Source organism: Enterocloster citroniae, assembly GCF_040545455.1.
GTDB lineage: Bacteria > Bacillota > Clostridia > Lachnospirales > Lachnospiraceae > Enterocloster > Enterocloster citroniae.
The window spans coordinates 69,996-87,207 of record NZ_JBEPLZ010000010.1 but is presented as its reverse complement, the minus strand read 5'-3'; the positions used below and the strand labels follow the sequence as shown (position 1 = coordinate 87,207).

14 protein-coding genes and 1 pseudogene are annotated in these 17,212 nt (G+C 49.9%); 14 read left to right on the top strand and 1 reads right to left on the bottom strand.

The features are described from left to right. Nucleotides 1-83: 83 nt before the first annotated feature. From ABID13_RS15135 to ABID13_RS15095, 9 genes and pseudogenes are all read left to right on the top strand, one after another. Nucleotides 84-710, top strand: coding sequence for a TetR/AcrR family transcriptional regulator (locus ABID13_RS15135; RefSeq protein WP_007859883.1), 627 nt, complete (start codon nt 84-86; stop codon nt 708-710). A gap of 59 nt (nt 711-769) precedes the next feature. Next, the gene (locus tag ABID13_RS15130) at nt 770-1,642 is read left to right on the top strand and encodes a methionyl aminopeptidase (protein ID WP_040415563.1); all 873 of its coding nucleotides are present in this window, start codon (nt 770-772) and stop codon (nt 1,640-1,642) included. Nucleotides 1,643-1,916: 274 nt separating this feature from the next. Next, complete coding sequence (locus ABID13_RS15125) at nt 1,917-2,636, top strand: ABC transporter ATP-binding protein (protein WP_007859880.1); 720 nt, start codon at nt 1,917-1,919, stop codon at nt 2,634-2,636. Then, the gene (locus tag ABID13_RS15120) at nt 2,636-4,981 is read left to right on the top strand and encodes an ABC transporter permease (protein WP_048930860.1); all 2,346 of its coding nucleotides are present in this window, start codon (nt 2,636-2,638) and stop codon (nt 4,979-4,981) included. The genes ABID13_RS15125 and ABID13_RS15120 overlap by 1 nt, the downstream gene beginning before the upstream one ends. A gap of 6 nt (nt 4,982-4,987) precedes the next feature. Next, nucleotides 4,988-6,301, top strand: coding sequence for an efflux RND transporter periplasmic adaptor subunit (locus ABID13_RS15115; protein WP_007859876.1), 1,314 nt, complete (start codon nt 4,988-4,990; stop codon nt 6,299-6,301). Nucleotides 6,302-6,376: 75 nt separating this feature from the next. After that, nucleotides 6,377-7,183, top strand: a complete 807-nt coding sequence (locus tag ABID13_RS15110) for a class I SAM-dependent methyltransferase (protein ID WP_330376803.1) — start codon at nt 6,377-6,379, stop codon at nt 7,181-7,183. A 12-nt stretch (nt 7,184-7,195) separates the two neighbouring features. Beyond that, on the top strand, nt 7,196-8,173 hold the full coding sequence (locus ABID13_RS15105) for a helix-turn-helix domain-containing protein (RefSeq protein WP_048930861.1): 978 nt from the start codon (nt 7,196-7,198) through the stop codon (nt 8,171-8,173). A gap of 154 nt (nt 8,174-8,327) precedes the next feature. Next, a complete protein-coding gene (locus tag ABID13_RS15100; RefSeq protein ID WP_082173983.1) occupies nt 8,328-9,026 on the top strand; it encodes an ABC transporter transmembrane domain-containing protein in 699 nt (232 codons plus the stop codon). 83 nt (nt 9,027-9,109) lie between these two features. Then, a pseudogene (locus ABID13_RS15095) lies at nt 9,110-9,601 on the top strand (ATP-binding cassette domain-containing protein); the annotation flags it as partial. A 106-nt stretch (nt 9,602-9,707) separates the two neighbouring features. Here the strand turns inward: ABID13_RS15095 and ABID13_RS15090 are convergent. After that, entirely contained in the window at nt 9,708-10,598 is an 891-nt protein-coding gene (locus ABID13_RS15090) for a helix-turn-helix transcriptional regulator (protein WP_007859871.1), read from the bottom strand. Between the two features lie 199 nt (nt 10,599-10,797). On the opposite strand from ABID13_RS15090, the gene ABID13_RS15085 reads away from it, so the two are divergent. The 5 genes from ABID13_RS15085 (at nt 10,798) to ABID13_RS15065 (ending at nt 17,203) form a co-directional block, all read left to right on the top strand. Next, nucleotides 10,798-12,072, top strand: a complete 1,275-nt coding sequence (locus ABID13_RS15085; protein WP_045091879.1) for an ABC transporter substrate-binding protein — start codon at nt 10,798-10,800, stop codon at nt 12,070-12,072. Nucleotides 12,073-12,122: 50 nt separating this feature from the next. Beyond that, nucleotides 12,123-13,007 (top strand): carbohydrate ABC transporter permease, encoded by an 885-nt coding sequence (locus tag ABID13_RS15080; protein ID WP_045091878.1) that lies wholly within the window; start codon nt 12,123-12,125, stop codon nt 13,005-13,007. A 13-nt stretch (nt 13,008-13,020) separates the two neighbouring features. Continuing rightward, nucleotides 13,021-13,845 (top strand): carbohydrate ABC transporter permease, encoded by an 825-nt coding sequence (locus tag ABID13_RS15075; protein ID WP_045091877.1) that lies wholly within the window; start codon nt 13,021-13,023, stop codon nt 13,843-13,845. Between the two features lie 40 nt (nt 13,846-13,885). Then, nucleotides 13,886-15,775 carry a beta-L-arabinofuranosidase domain-containing protein gene (locus ABID13_RS15070; RefSeq protein ID WP_048930863.1) on the top strand — a complete coding sequence of 630 codons (1,890 nt, stop codon included), beginning with the start codon at nt 13,886-13,888 and terminating at the stop codon, nt 15,773-15,775. A gap of 408 nt (nt 15,776-16,183) precedes the next feature. After that, nucleotides 16,184-17,203 carry an SDR family oxidoreductase gene (locus ABID13_RS15065; RefSeq protein ID WP_048930864.1) on the top strand — a complete coding sequence of 340 codons (1,020 nt, stop codon included), beginning with the start codon at nt 16,184-16,186 and terminating at the stop codon, nt 17,201-17,203. The last annotated feature ends 9 nt before the right edge of the window (nt 17,204-17,212 follow it).

Genomic DNA, 17,212 nt, shown 5'->3' with positions numbered 1-17,212 from the left:
GCCGGGATAAACATGTTATAATTGATAACATTGATAACCCACAGAAAAAGGATCGGATCCAATGACGGGCAGGAGGGGCTTACGTGCCAAAAGACAAACATGCCAGCCGCGCAAGGATCGTAATGGCTGCCAGGAAAGAGTTCCTGGAAAAGGGCTTTGAGAAAGCCTCCATGCGCACCATTGCACAGGCTGCGGGGATGACATCCGCCGGACTTTACCGGCATTTTGCAGATAAGGAAGCTATGTTTTCCGCTTTGGTGGAACCGCTGATGGAGGAACTCCAGGAAATGTGCAGCGCCATGGAAGCCAGGAATTATGGGTTTCTTGAAAAGGGAACGCTGGATGAAATGTGGGACGGTGAGGCGGAACTTGTATATCTGCTGCCTTTGGTCTACCGCTATTTTGAAGAATTCAGATTACTGCTGTGCTGCTCATCCGGTACCAGGTACGGGAACTTCATCCATGACTTTGTGACGCTGGAGCAGGAAAAGACCATGGAGTTTCTGGCCGCTGCCAGACAAAAGGGATGGGAGACAAAGGAGATAGATCCCAGGGAACTGCATCTGCTGCTGAGCGCCTATACATCGGCATTTTTTGAGATTGTCATTCATAAATTTACAAAAGAGGAGGCGGAGCATTATCTGTCCACGTTCCGGAAATTCTTTTATCCCGGCTGGAGGGCCATTTTCAAATGCACTCCGGGATCTTAGGATAAAATCATCCCAAACATGAAGAAGGAGTATTATAATATATGAACAGGTTGGTACATATGAACAAATTAGGAAGAAATGATCTGTGCTGGTGTAAAAGCGGCAGGAAATATAAGAAATGCCACAGTGATTTTGACGCCCGCTTGGAGGAATTCATGCACAGGGGAGCAATCGTGCCTCCCCGCAGCATCATCAAGAACCAGGAGCAGATCCAGGGGATCAGGGAGAGCGGGAAGATCAACATAGCGATCCTGGATTATGTCAGTGGGAACATAAAAGAAGGAATCACAACGGAGCAGATCGACCAGTGGGTCTATGAGCAGACTGTAAAAAACCATGCCGTACCGGCGCCCCTGAATTTTGAGGGATTTCCTAAAAGCGTGTGTACTTCCGTCAATGACCAGGTGTGTCACGGCATACCGTCACCGGATGTGGTGCTGCGCCAGGGGGATATCGTAAACGTGGATGTGTCCACCATTTACAACGGCTACTTTTCCGACTCTTCCAGAATGTTCTGTATCGGCCAGGTGCCTGAGGAAAAGAAGCGCCTGGTGGAGGTGACGAGAAAGAGCCTGGATGTGGGGCTTAAACAGGTGAAGCCATGGGGATTCCTGGGGGATATGGGCCAGGCGATCCATGACTTTGCAAAGGAGAACGGATACACGGTGGTAAAGGAGATCGGCGGTCACGGTGTGGGGTTGGAATTTCATGAGGAGCCCTGGGTGAGCTACGTGTCAAAACGGGGCACGGAAATGCTCATGGTTCCCGGCATGGTCTTTACCATTGAGCCAATGATCAATATGGGATCAGACGAAATTTTCACGGACGAGGAGGATGGATGGACCGTATACACGGAGGATGGCCAGCCGTCCGCCCAGTGGGAGATCCAGGTCCTGGTCACAGAGGAGGGCTATGAGATATTGGCCTATTGATAAGATTTCTCCACAGGCTTCATTGGGTTGACAAACAGGGGGGCTGTAAGCTATATTGGACTTAATGTTAGTTAACAGTGATAACAAGAATAAAGGATCGTATCCCAGAGAGGGGGCTGGGCCGGTTATGCAAAACCGGAGGCCCCTCTTTTTTGACAGATGGTTAGATGAAACTAACTTTTTTGCCTTATTCATTTTGTCGGCCCGCTGATGGGTTGGATCCCGCGGTCAAGCCGGACTCCGGATCTGCTTTGGGGCTTTGAAAGGGGAACTAATGGAAGGATCATACGGGACAGCGCTTATAAAGGCGGAGCAGATCAACAAGAACTATGTGCTGGGGGAGATCACCGTGCACGCCCTGAGGGATATTTCCTTTGAACTGTATAGGGGGGAACTGATTGTGATCCTGGGGCCCAGCGGGTCGGGAAAGAGCACGCTGTTAAATATACTGGGCGGAATAGAGACAGCCACCAGCGGAAGGCTTTTGTACGGGGGAAAGGAACTTGACTGGAAAGATAAAAAGGCACTCACTGCCTACCGTAGGGCCCATGTGGGATTTGTGTTCCAGTTCTATAATCTGATGCCGGGGCTGACGGCCCTGGAGAATGTGGAACTGGCAGCGGAACTGGGGGAACATCCCCTGGATGCAGGTGGGCTGATGGAGCAGGTGGGGCTTGCTGACCGGGCGGACCATTTTCCCAGCAAGCTTTCAGGAGGACAGCAGCAGCGGGTGGCCATTGCCAGGGCCCTGTGCAAGAATCCGGACATCCTGCTGTGCGATGAGCCCACCGGAGCCCTGGACAGCAGGACCGGGGTGCAGATTCTGAAGCTGCTGGCTGATTTTAACCGCGCATACCAAAAGGCAGTAGTATTGATCACCCATAACCAGAAGATCGCACAGATCGCCCACCGGGTATTTTATTTTAAGGACGGGTGCCTGGAACGCATTGGGCAAAATGAAAGCCCCTTAAGGCCGGAGGAGGTGGACTGGTAGTGAGGCATTTTCGCAGAAATGTGTTCCGGCTGGCCGGGCAGAACAAAGGCTCCTTTGTGGGAGCGGTTCTCATTATTGCCATTGGAATCTTTATCTATGTGGCCATGATGGATACGTTGAGAAATCTGAGGGACCAGGTGGAGGAGTACTACCGGACCAGCTCCATGGCGGACGTGTTCGCCCAGGTATCCGCAATCTCACACGCGGAGCTGGAGCGGATGAAGGAGATTCCGGGAATTGCCCAGGTGTCCGGGAAAATGGCGGAGGATGTGAGGATCCTTGCAAAGGGACAGCAGGAGATCGTGACCGTCCGCCTTCTGTCCTATGATGCAGGGGACGCCCTGAACCGTCTGATCCTGTCGGAAGGTTTTAAGGCGCATGACAGCCTGTACCTGGGAGGAAGGATGGCTGGAATTTATGGATATGATAAGGGGGAGCCGCTGAAGCTTTTGTGGGGAGGCAGAGGTGTGGATTTTTCCTTTGCAGGCATCTGCCACGCACCGGATTACATCTACTCCATTCCCCCAGGCGGGGCCATGATACCGGATGGAGAGATATATGATGTTGCATGCATTGAAAAAAAGCGGATGGAGGAGCTGACAGGGAGGCAGGATTCCCTGAATGAACTGGGATTTTCCCTGAAACCAGGCTACACCTATGAAGATGTGCGGTTCCAGCTGGCCCAGGGCCTCCAGCCTTACGGCCTTGTATCCCTTGCTTCCAAAGAGGACCAGGGCAGCTTTAACATGGTGGACGGGGAAATGCATGAACTGATCTCCACGGGTACGGTGCTTCCCGCCATGTTCATGTGTATCTCCGTGTTTATGCTGTATGTGGTTTTAAAGAAAATGACCGACAGGGATCAGACCCTGATCGGTACCATGAAAGCCTTTGGCATGACGGACCGGGAACTTATGGGAGCCTATCTCCTGGAGGGCGCCTTGGTGGGCGCCGGAGGAGCCGTCCTGGGCAGCGTTCTGGCAGCTCCCTTTGGCAAGTATATGTTTGATATGTATGTGGATTTTTTTAACCTGCCGGATACGGTTTACCACAACTACATGGACAGCCGGATCAACGGGCTTTTGATCGCCCTGGGAACCGGGCTGGCGGCAGTGTTCCTTGGGGTCAGGGATATCCTTTCCATCACCCCGGCGCAGGCCATGCGTGCCAGAACCCCGTCAGGGGCGGGAAACCTTCCTGTTCCCGGCTTCCTGTTAAAACGGCTGGGGGCCATGGAAAAGATGGGATGCCGTTCCATTGCAAGAAATCCATTCAGGGGATTCCTGCTCATATTGGCCATCGGGTTCCCGTTTTCCATGGCCTCCGTGCTTTTCTCCTTTAACGGTGTGGCGGACCAGATGTACATGGACCAGTTTGATAAAGTACAGGTTTACGATCTGCAGCTTTCCCTGGACCGGTATGTAAGCCCGGTGAAGGCTGCCCAGAGTGGGGGAGTCCTGGAAGGGGTGGAGGAGTCAGAGGCCGTGTGTACGGTGCAGGCAGAGCTTAAAAATGAAAACCTTTCGGAATTTGTAATGCTGTACGGGCTGAACCCCAGGTCCGGTCTGTGGAGGATCATGGACAATGAGAACAATTTCTATGAGCCGCCGGACCGGGGGCTTATCATAAACAGCCGGATAGCAGATAAACTTCATGTAAAAAAGGGGGATATGGTCAGGATCAACTGTCCGGGGATGACCGTGGAAGCGGTGCCTGTGCTGGTGGTCCAGGTGATCGAAGAGAGCCTTGGAAGCGGCTGCTACATGAGTCTTGGCAGCTTTGAGCAGGTATTCCACACAGAGCCGGCAGCCAACACAGTGCTTTTAAAGACAAAAGCCGGAAAAACGGAGAGTCTGAAGGCTGAAATGCTGAAGACCAGCCGTGTGACCTGGCTGGTGGACACGAAAAAGATCACAGACAGCTACAGGGATATGATGGGGAGCATGATGGCCATGATCCATATGTTTGCCATTCTGGCCGTGGCATCGGGAGGGATCCTGATCTACAACATTTCTATGATCAATATCCGGGAGCGGGTGACGGAATTCGGCACGCTGATGGTTCTGGGAGAATCCAACCGGGAGATAAGCCGGCTTCTCCTCTTTGAGCAGATGGCATATTTTGCAGTGGGGATCCTGGCCGGGATTCCGGGGAGTATGGCCATACGGAGGATGATCCAGCAGATGGTCATGTCGGACAGTTACACCATCCGTATAAAGATCAGTCCCGGTTCTTATATGGCCGCATTTTTTATCTGCATGGGGATCACCCTGCTGGCCTGCGCGGCCGAGATGCGGTTTATTGACAGGATCCGGCTGACAGAGATCTTAAAGGAAAGGGAGTAAGAAGCAATGGAAAAGCGCAGAAAAATGTTACTGGCCTGTGTGGCGGGCGGGCTGGCGGTGATTGCCGCGGTTTCCTGTGCTGCTGCAGGCGGCCGCGGACAGAAGGTGGAGACAGCGGCAGCAAAAAGAGGTCTGGTGGAGGACCGGTATACAGAGGAGGGCATCATCAGTTTTGGAGGGGAATACCGGGTGATCGCCCAGGCGTCAGGACCGGTGAGCAGCCTGCTGGTGGAAGAAAATTCGCGGGTTAAAAAAGGGGATGTTCTGTTTACCATAGACAGTACGGATTATGAGTATGAAAAGGCCCTGGCGGCAAGTGCTCTGGCCGGGTATGAAGCCCAGCTGGAACAAAGCAGGATCAACCAGGTTATGACCACATCACCCCAGGAATATCTGGAAGCGGTAAAACAGGAGCTGGAGGCCGGAAAAGCCAGGTACCAGTCTGCGAAATCCGTGTATGAAGGAGATCAGGTGCTCTATGCTTCAGGCGCCATTTCCAGGGTGCAGATGGAGACGGACAAAGCGGCTTATGAGGCGGCACTGTCCTCCTGGCAGCAGGCCAGGGGACGTTACGAGGAGAGCAGCCGGTTCCTGGAAAGCCTGAGAGAGGAGGGGATTGACCAGAGCACGATCAACTCCCGCTTTTATAACAGTGAGTTAAACCAGCTGACAGCTCAGATCCAGTCCCGGAAGACAGCAGTGTCCCAGATGGAGGAACAGATCGCCAGATGCCGGGTGAAAGCGGAGCGGGACGGCATCGTCACCTCGCTGCCGGTAAAGGAAATGTCCGTGATCCAGGCGGGGGAGACGGCCGCGGTCATCAACAGCCGGGAAGGGATGAAAGCAGAGGCGGATGTGCTGACCAATATTGCGCCATACATAAAGGAGGGGGAACCGGTGGAGGTTACCCTGCAGCTGCGCGGCAGGGATGAGACCTTTACAGGTACGGTGGAAAAGGTATATGACTATGCTGACAGAGGAACCTCCGCCCTGGGGCTGGATGAGTACCGGGTCCATGTCAGGGCCGCGTTGGATGATGGGGAAGCCCTGGCCGGCAGGGAAGGCTACGGGGTCAATATCAGATTTCTGCTTTATCATGAACAGGACTGCCTGACCGTTCCATCCGGCGCTGTGTTCCAAGCAGATGAAACGTATTTCGTGTATCAGATCGAGGATGGGAGGGCTGTGAGAAAAGCGGTGGAGGTGGAATACCAGACAGGCATACGCACAGTGATCACCTCAGGCCTGGAGGAGGGGGACCTGGTGATCGACCAGGTGGACTCAGAAGGCATCTATGAGGGGGCCAGGGTGAGGCCATGATGTTGTAATGCTTTAGCAGAATTGGCGGAAGGATGCGGTACGGAGAAGAAATGAAAAGGAAAGGAAGATCAGAATATGAAGGGAGATAAGATGAAGGTAAAACTGGGAACCGTGCAGGAGACAATGCTGATCCCTCTGGTCATAAAGGCCAGTGAGACACAGCGGCCTAAGGCCAGGATCCGCGACAAAAAGGCGGTGGAGATACTGGAACAGCTGGAACTTGATACAGATAAGTATGATAAATTCATGAGCCACGAGGGAGTGGTGGCCAGGACCATCATGTTTGACCGGGCTCTTAAATCATACTTGCAACAATATCCTGACGCAGTGTGCGTCAATCTGGGCTGCGGCCTGGACAGCCGCTTTTCCCGGGTGGACAATGGAAGCATACTGTGGTATGACATTGACCTTCCGGATGCCATTGCGGTCAGGAAACAGTTCTTTCAGGAGGAGGAACGGGTCCGGCTGATCGAGGGATCCATCCTGGAGCCGGATTGGACCAGACTGGTTAAAAAGGGGAGAAAGGTTATTTTTATTGCGGAGGGAATCCTTATGTACTTTACCAGGGAACAGGTGAAAGCCCTGCTGGGTGTCATCAGCCAGGAGTTTACGGATTATATCTTACTGGCGGAATTGATGCCTTTGGCCGCGGCCAGGATGAGCAAACATCACGATACGGTAAAGAATACCGGAGCTGTCTTCTCATGGGGGACGGATTCGGGAAAAGAACTGGAACAGCTGTGCCCGGGCCTGAAGCTTATAAAGGAGAACAGCTTTAATGACGTGATGAAGGGATTTACTTTCCGGGGATGGCTCATGGGAACCCTGCCCAAGATCAAGGATATGAATGACAGACTGGCTGTTTTCCAGTATGGGCAGTAGGGGGTGGTTCCCATGTACAGGAATGGCGCGGGGGAATATATAAGCCGGCTTTTGGAGGAATCTGAAGCAGGTTCTGCGGGTGAAGTATTTAACCGCATTCCACCTGAGATCGGAAGGTGTAAGATATGGGAAAGGCGTACAAAACAGGGAGTCTCCGCCATGGACTGGGAAATGTACTATGAGCAGGATATCTGGGTACAGAAAAACAGACGGCTTCCCATGGACGCGGTCCAGATGATCTTTTTCCTTAACCAGGGACTGGCCTGGGAGATGGGGGAGCCCGCACACCGGGTCAGGGTGGAGAGGGGGGAAGCCTGCATGTACCGGGACACCTCACTGCCCAGCTCAGCCTGGTATCAGGGCGGGGTCGGATTCAGGTTTAAAAGCATTCAAATACCCAGGGAGTATTTCCAATACATTGCGCAAGGACATCTGGGTATGAAGGAGATGGACCTGTCGGATCGTATGTTACGGTCATTTACAAAAATAACGATTACACCTTACATGTACCGTCTGCTGCAGGAACTGGAACAGGCGGATCAGTTTTGCGGCGGTATCGGCGCCATCTATTTGGAGGGCAAGATACTGGAAATGATCGCCGCCTGTCTGGATTCCTGTTTGGATATGGGCGGGGGTTCCGGCGGGGTGACTGGCAGCAGGACAGACAGGGAAGTAATCCTGGAGATCAGGCACAGGATCGACCGGGACAGTGCCAATGTACCGGACTGCGGGACCCTTGCCAGGGAGGCCGGCATCAGTGTATCCAAGCTTACAAAGGGCTTTAGGGAATTGTCGGGAAAACCCCTTCACGCTTATGTAATCGACCGGAGGCTTGAGTATGCTGCCTTTCTTTTGACGGAAAACAGGCTCAATGTGAGCCAGGCAGCCATGTATGCAGGATACTCCAATATGAGCCATTTCTCAGCCGCTTTCCGAAAAAAATACGGAGTGCTTCCTAAGGACTATATAAAAGGCCATTGGGAAGGATAAAAAGTGTTAAAATGAAATTGGATTTTGGTAGAAAACATAAGAGGACAGCGGTAAAATAAAATGCGTCAGGTTAGCAAAAACTAACTTGACGCATTTTTAGCTTGATCTGTTTTGGATATGAACCATAATATGGTTCGGAAGGAGATGAGATCCAATGTTCAAAAAAATGTTAGAGTATGCAGGTCCCTACAAAAGGCTGACCATTCAGTCGGGACTGGTCATACTGGCCGCCGTGCTTGTGAGCATTCTACCCTTTGTGTTCGTGTACCAGATCATCACGCCGCTGATCATGGGCAGCCCTGTCAGTCCGGCCTACATCAGCCTGAGGATCCTGGCAGTGGCGGTCTGCCTGGTCAGCCATGCCTGCCTTTATGTCAAAGGGCTGTCCATGTCCCATGAAGCGGCCTTTCACATTCTGATGCGCCTTCGAGTTCATTTGCAGAAAAAAATGGAGATGCTGCCCCTGGGTGAGATACAGGGAAAGGGGACAGGAAGCCTGAAGCGTATGTTTGTGGATGATGTGGACAGCATTGAGATACTGCTGGCCCATGCCCTTCCCGAGGGATTTGGCAACCTTGCGATTCCTGCGGCCGTCTACCTGTGCCTGTTTGCCGTGGACTGGAAACTGGCTCTTATGTCCCTGGCATCCCTGCCTGTGGGCCTGTTTTCCATGTGTGTGATGTTCGCCATCGGCTCCAGGGACATGAACAATTACTATACAGCCGGAAAGGTGATGAACAATACTATTATTGAGTACATCAACGGCATGGAGGTGGTCAAGGTTTTTAACAAGGATGGGGAGTCCTACCGATTGCCATCCACGGCCAGCAGGCCCGGTACCAGCCAAGTGTAAAATCCCTGTAGGCATCAATATCCTTCTCATATCGAGGGCAGGAACCCAAGGGCCTTTAGCATGGGAAGACCCAGGCTCAGGGAAAGACACATCTGTTCCGGGATACCGTATATAACAATATCTCCATGGGAAAGCCGGATGCTTCCAGAGAGGAAGTCTATGAGGCGGCTAGAAAGGCCAGGTGCTATGAATTCATCATGGCGCTGCCGGAAGGATTTGAGACCGTGATCGGGGAAGGGGGAGCCACCTTATCCGGAGGGGAGAGGCAGCGCATCTCCATTGCCCGCTGTATCCTAAAGGACGCGCCGGTGGTGGTGCTGGATGAAGCCACAGCCAGCGTGGACGCAGATAATGAGAGATACATCCAGGAAGCCATATCCGAGCTGGTGAAGGGCAAGACGCTTCTGGTGATCGCCCACCGGCTGAATACCATTAAGGCGGCAGATAACATTCTGGTTGTCTCAGAGGGGCGGATCGTACAGCGGGGAATCCACCATGATCTGATGGATCAGGAGGGCATATACAGGGATTATGTGGATATCCGTGAGCGGTCGGCGGGCTGGAGCCTGACTTAGTGAGAAGGTCTGTACCTGTTGTATCCTGATTCATACCCTTGTTATGGGTGGGAAAGCTAAAAATAGCCTTCCCGCCTATTTTGATGTCTGGAAAGCTATATTTTATTTAAACAGTCCCCTGCTGTCTGCGGAATTCTCTGGGCGTCATCCCGGTGTGCTCCTTGAATGTCCGGTTAAAGTAGGAGATAGTGGTAAAGCCCACATAATAAGAAATTTTATTAATACTTAAGTTAGAGGTGACCAGCATCCGTTTGGCATGTTCAATACGAATGCCTGTCAAAGCTTTGTTTGGGGTGATTCCGTATTGTCTCTTAAGGCAGCGGATAATATAAGCAGGATGAAAATTAAAATAGTCGGCAATATCTTTTAGAGAGATCGGGTCTGGATAGTGCCGGGAAATATACTCAATGATACTGGCGGCTAATAGCTCCGAGGGAGAGAACTGAGATGGCATTACCTGAAGAAAGTTTAACAGTCGAAGAAATGTTTCCTGGCATTCTAAGGGAGATAAATAGGTTTGTCCCTGCTGTTCCTTTTGCTGATACTTATCAATATTAGAAGACATCAGGCTGGAAAAGCAGACAGAGAACTCAACCGCTTCCTGAGGGGAAAGCCGCTTGTACAGAGGAAGGATCAAGAGGCTTGTTCTGTCCTCGTAGGAGTAGATGGAGCTGTGGTTTGGTGAGGGAAGCTGAATCTCTTCCGAGTAGTAGTAAGTACCGGACGTCCGAAAATGGCACCACATAAATTTAGTCTTAACGGAACAAGGCTTGTGGCCATAGTGTATGGTGTCCGGGCGTATAATCAGCACATCATTTTCTTTCAGGTGATAGGCATGGTCACCATCTGTTATGAATAATTCACCATATTCCACATAAACCAGATCAAAAATACCAATGCAGGCCCTTTTGCGGTGGATATCTCCCGGGCGGTAGAGCGCATCTCCGGCAATGATAAAATGGGGATAGGGAGGAGAAGGAAAATTAGCATACTCCATTTCGCGAAAAACCTCCTATAATCATCTTCTCAATTATTATACCAGCTGTGTTCCGTGCAATCAAGGTAAAATAGGTTCATATTGTACAAGTTTTAATCAATTATATTCCTTTTTTATTCAAAAGCAGTAATATATAATATGTATAAATAAATAAGCAAATAAAGCAAAAAAACAAACAAAAACACAGTGGAGGGAAGATATGAACAGAAAAATAATGACAAATATACTGATAGTGGGGGCGGGTATCGCCCTTTTAAGTGGATGCGGACAAAAGACTGGAGGAGAAAAAATAGAGTCACAAAATAATAAGAAAACCCTTACAGTATGGACCAGGGATTCTACGGCTGCCGCGGCTATTTCAGCGGCAGAGAAATATAATAAGCTCCAAGATAAGGTGGCAGTGGAGGTTGTCCAGCAGGTAAATACAGAGATTGCCAACCAGTTTACCCTGTCCCTGTCTGCCAATGAGGCTCCGGACATCATTTCACTAGATTGTACCAAAGTGCCATATTTTGCGGCAAACGGCGCATTTACAGATATTTCTGACCGTTTTGAAGCCCTGGATTATAAGGATCAGTTCAGCGAGGGAATGATAAAGAGCGGCCAGGTGGACGGTAAAACATATGCGGTTCCATTCTCACCGGATGTATCGGTCCTTTTGTACAATAAGGAGCATTACCGGGATGCGGGGCTGGATCCCGAGAATCCTCCGAAAACCTGGGAAGAACTGATTGAGTATTCACAGAAGCTGACAAAGGACGGTCACTATGGTTACGTATATGCGGGAGCCCACTCGGGAGCTTACATGTTTACTTTTATGCCTTATGTGTGGAATAACGGAGGAGAGTTCCTGTCAGAGGATGGGAAAACATGTCTGTTGAATGAAGAACATGCAATTGAAGCCATCGGACTGCTGTCCGATATGATCAACCAGTATAAAGTGACTCCGCCCAGCACCATTACGTATTCATGGAGCGAGGCACAGGATGCTTTCCTTACAGGCCAGGCCAGCCAGATCGTTCTGGGAAGCGCGGCGGTATATAATTTTGTAAATGGATCCTCCGATATGGAGTGGGGAGCCTGCCTGGTTCCCAGAGGACCAAAGGGAAGCGGATATGCTTCTTTCTCAGGAGGAGATTCCATTGGCATCACTTCCCAGTGCAGTGATGTGGAGGCGGCTTGGGACTTTATCGAGTATGCATTATCTGAAGAAGTACAGGTGGAGGAATTGGCTAAGGGCGGCTGTCTGCCGGCCAGAAAGGACTTTTTTGACAATGAGTATTTTGCCGCAACTCCTCAGTATGGCGTTTTAAAGGAGGCGCTGGAAGTGTCTAAAACTCCATATTCCCTGAAGTATGATGAGATGTATACACCTATGCTCGAAGATATGCAGAGATGTCTGAACCAGGAGATGACACCTCAGGAAGCGGCAGCGGATATTGCGGCAAGGATTGACGCCATTATGGCGGATTAAGAAAAACGGCAGATTGGATTGCCGGGAAACAGAAAGCGAGGAGAAGGTTTATGGATAAGAACAGAAAGGGACGGGGTCATCTGCAGTTGGGGTATCTCTTTGTGCTGCCCGCCATGGTGCTGAACGTTGTGTTTTTTATTTACCCCTTTATACAGACCCTTCGTATTTCCTTTTATGACTGGTCCATATTGGGGGAAAAGAAATTTATTTTTATAGAGAATTATGTGACGCTTCTGCAGGATAAGCAGTTTTGGACCTCCCTTATCTTTACGCTGAAATACGCCCTGTTTGTAACGCCATGCCTGTTTATCCTCGCTTTTATACTGGCTCTCCTGGTGAATGGAGCCTTTCGGGGAGTCAATCTATTCCGGACGCTGTATTTTGCTCCCGTGGTCATATCCATGACCTGCTGCAGTATGGTATGGCTGTGGATCTATAACGACTTATATGGTGTTATGAATTATATTTTACAGGCGGGCGGACTGATCGACAGTCCTATATTATGGATGAATTCGGCGAAAACATCCCTTCCGGCAGTTATCTTTATGGTTACCTGGAAGATGTCAGGATTTTCCATGCTTATTATTTTAGCTGCCTTTCAGGGAGTGGACGACCAGGTATATGAGGCGGCGCGGGTGGACGGAGCCGGATGGATCGCGCAGTTTTTCAAAATCACTTTGCCGATCATAAAGCCCCAGGTGGCTCTGGCGCTGATCATGTCTGTTACTGGCTCTGTTTTGGCATTTGAGCAATTTTCCATCATGACAAAGGGCGGCCCCAGTCAGCTTACCACCACCAGTGTCCATTATATTTATAATACTTCTTTTAACTATTTCAAGTTGGGATATGGTTCAGCTATGACAGTTGTTATTCTGCTGATCCTGGGCGCTCTTAGCTTGTTCCAGTATCAGGTAATGAAAGATTCAACAAATTAATGGGAGATGAAGCATGAGACAAACAACGAAAAAAACCTGGGCTAATATTATACTAAGTATACTCTTTATGCTTCCCTTGTACTGGGCGGCCGCCACCTCATTAAAGGGAAAGGGTGAGATTTATCAGGTGCCTCCCACATTGGTTCCTCATATTCCGTCCCTGGAGAACTATGTTAAGATATTTACGCTGGAAAATGGAATCTATCTGAGATATTTTATGAATTCTGTTATGATCACCATTTGTTCCATCCTATGTACAGCAGTTGTCAGCATAGCGGCGGGCTACGGTCTGTCAAAGCTGAAGCTGAGGGGTGGAAAGATCATGCTGGCCTGTATTCTTGCCGCCATTATGATTCCATTTCAAACGCTGCTGACACCCCTTTATACGATTATGGCAAAATTGGGATTGCTGAATACACGGGCAAGTTTGGTTTTGATCTACACGACCTTCCACACGCCCTTTTGCATTTATATGATGAAAAATGCGTTTGACACAATTCCCGATGGACTTTTGGAATCAGCGAAATTGGACGGAGCCGGAAATCTTCGGATATTTTTGCGGATATGCCTTCCCTTGACCTGGTCTTCCGTTGCCACGATTGCTGTTTACTCAGCTTACACGACCTGGAATGATTACCTTATCGCACTTGTATTTGCTAACAGCAATACCATCAAAACATTTAATGTAGGGCTTACAAACCTGGCAATCGGTTATTACGGTACGGATTGGGGCGTTTTAACCGCAGGATCTCTTATGGGGATGCTTCCTATTATGCTGATGTTCTTATTCCTGCAGAAATATTTCATCCGGGGAATGATGAGCGGTGCTTTAAAGTAAAAATAACAGGGCCTGAACCGTCAGGCAGAGAGGACAAAACATGTGTACAAAGAATATCAAACGTTTAAAATGCTGCCGCATACCTGAAATCCGGCCGGAAGGCTGGTTAAAGCGGCAGATGGAAATACAGATGGAGGGATTGACAGGATTGCTTTATCAGGTGTGGGATTGTGTGGGAAGCTATTCCGGATGGCTGGGAGGAACCGGAGAAAACTGGGAGAGAGGACCCTACTATTTGGATGGCCTTTTGCCGTTGGCCTGGTATTTGAAGGATGAGGAACATTGGGAACTGGCCTGCCGTTTTGTGGAATGGACCCTGGAGAGTGCAGATGCGAGCGGAAATTTCGGCCCCGTGGCCAGCAGGCAGGATTATTGGTCCCGTTTTGTTATGCTGAAAGTACTGATTCAATACTATGAGATCAAAGAGGACGAACGGGTGTTAAAATTGTTTAGCGGTTACTTTTCCTATCTGCAGGAAGAAATCCTTAAACGGCCCATGACTCAATGGTCCAAGGCGAGGATCGGAGATCTGCTCTATTGTATCAACTGGTATTGTCAACAGACCGGAGAAGTTTTAAAGGAGCTGGCAGCGGAGCTGAAAAGCCAGGCTTTGGACTGGAATGAGGTATTTGAGGACTTTCCCTTTGTACGGCCTGCTGAGTATTATTACAGTTGGGACCGTTTACTGGCTCATTATCAGAAGAGCTCTATGGATGAGGTAATGAAATACCATACGAACCATATTGTTAATCTGACCATGGGATTTAAATACCCGGCCATGCTGTCTTATTTTTTTGATGATAGGGATTATGAAGAAATTACAGACAGGGGCTTGGAGGCGGCGGAACATTTTCATGGGGTAGCCACCGGAGCATTGAACGGAGATGAGCATCTGGCCGGAAACAATCCTTCCCGCGGCGCGGAACTGTGTTCCGTTGTAGAGTATATGTTCAGCCTGCAGACTATGATCGAGGCATTTGGCAGAGGCGACTATGGGGACAAAATAGAAAAGCTGGCGTATAACGCCCTGCCTGCCACTATAACAGAGGATTTTATGGCTCATCAGTATCTTCAGCAGGCTAATCAGGTACTTGCCAACCGGGCCGAACGGGATTGGTTCAATACAAATGAAGAATCCAATATGTTCGGTCTTGAGCCGAATTTCGGCTGCTGTACTGCCAATATGCACCAGGGCTGGCCTAAGCTGCTGAAGTCTCTGTGGTTTAAGGAAAATGAACATACGCTGGTTTCCATGGTCCATGCGCCTAGCAGCATCGTCACTCAATTAGCCGGAGAAAAGGTACATATCATTGAGGAGACAGAATATCCTTTTAAAAACAGGATCTGCTATCGCGTGGCGGAAGGCGAGGCGCCTGAAGCTGTTCTCCGCATATGGATTCCGGGCTGGTGTTCCCATATACGGGTTGGCCAGGAGGGAAAGCAGCGCCGTCTTGGGAGGAGTGAAGATTATGTGACGGTCCGGGGACTTAAAGCAGGGGATGAGATTACGGTTGAATTTGAGATGGATATCCGCCAAAGCCATTGGTTTAAGGACAGTCTGGCTGTGGAGCGCGGACCTTTGGTATATGCCCTGAATATAAAGGAACAGTGGAAGGCGGTCCGCAAAGTTGCAGGGGTCAGCGATTATGAAGTTTATCCAATCAGTCCGTGGAACTACGCTATATCAAAGAATGCTCCCCTGGCTGTAGCGGAAAATACGATAGGCCGCGTTCCATTTTCCAAACAGAATCCGCCGGTTGTCCTTACAGGAACCGGAAAGCGCCTGGAAGGCTGGTGTCTTGAGCATAATAGCGCGGGCCTTATTCCGAAAAGCCCGGTGGAGATCCAGGGGAAACCGGAGAAAATCGAACTGATTCCCTATGGGTGTACAAAGCTTAGGATTACACAGTTTCCGTATTATGTTGAGTGACCGGAATTGTGTGAACTTGTTTGTGTAAGTGTATAATATTATTTTACAGGATGCGGCATGGCCTTTTGGGCGTGCCGTTTTCTGTTTGGAACGCCTTATATTGGAAAACTTATTTGCTCTGGACACGGAATGGGGTATCTGCTAAAATATAAGAATATTTCCAATGAGATCTCAGGGGACTGACCAGGGACGAGGCGATCATACAGGCCATGTCAGACTGCTATGAGAAGGGAGATATATGGAGAAATTTCTGAGAGAGCATGGAAGGATTCCAGAACAGAGGATTTATTGAGAGCAACAGAGGATAAGGCGTTCCATGAAGTTTTATATAAGGAGTACGGCATTAAAAACGTGTGACTTCCTTGTTGATATATACCATAAAAATACAGATAAACGGAGGTATCCATTGTGAAAGCACTATTTATTGGAGGTACGGGAACGATCAGCATGTCGGTGACATTGCTGGCATTAAAGAGAGGATGGGATGTAACCCTGCTTAACCGCGGGAGCAAGCCTGTACCGGATGGGATGGATTCCATTGTGGCGGACATCCATGACGAGGAGGCTGTGGCAGCGGCCTTAGAGGGAAAGCACTATGATGTGGTGGCCCAGTTCATTGGTTTTACAGCCGAGGATGTTATGAGGGATATCCGTCTTTTTAAGGGTAAGACCAAACAGTATATTTATATCAGCAGTGCTTCCGCTTATCAGAAGCCGGTGACCGATCACCGGATCACGGAGAGTACGCCTTTAATCAATCCGTACTGGGAGTACTCAAGAAACAAGATTGCGGCTGAGGATGTGCTGCTGGCAGCCGGCCGAAGGGAGGGATTCCCGGTTACCATTGTCCGCCCCAGCCACACCTATAATGGAACCAAGCCGCCGGTATGCGTACATGGCGCAAAGGGAAACTGGCAGATCTTAAAGCGGATCATGGAGGATAAGCCGGTGATCATACCGGGTGATGGCTCATCCCTGTGGACCTTGACCCACTCCGATGATTTTGCCAGGGGATATGTGGGGCTGATGGGCAATCCCCACGCCATCGGACATGCCTATCATATTACAAGCGATGAGAGCATGACGTGGAATCAGATTTATGAAACCATAGCCGAAGCCCTGGGAAAACCGCTGAATGCCCTTCATGTGGCATCTGATTTTCTTGCAAGGCACAGTGGGCCCCATGATTTCAGGGGGGAACTTCTGGGTGATAAATCCAGCAGTGTTGTATTTGACAATACAAAGATCAAACGGGCGGTCCCTGATTTTGTATGTACGGTTTCCATGGCAGAGGGACTGAGACAATCCGTGGTTTATATGCTGGATCACCCTGAGACACAGGTGGAAGACCCGGAGTTTGACCGGTGGTGTGACCGGATCGTGATGGCGCAGAGGGCTGCGGACCAGGCGTTTGAGAAGGGTGTGTAAGTAAAGTGT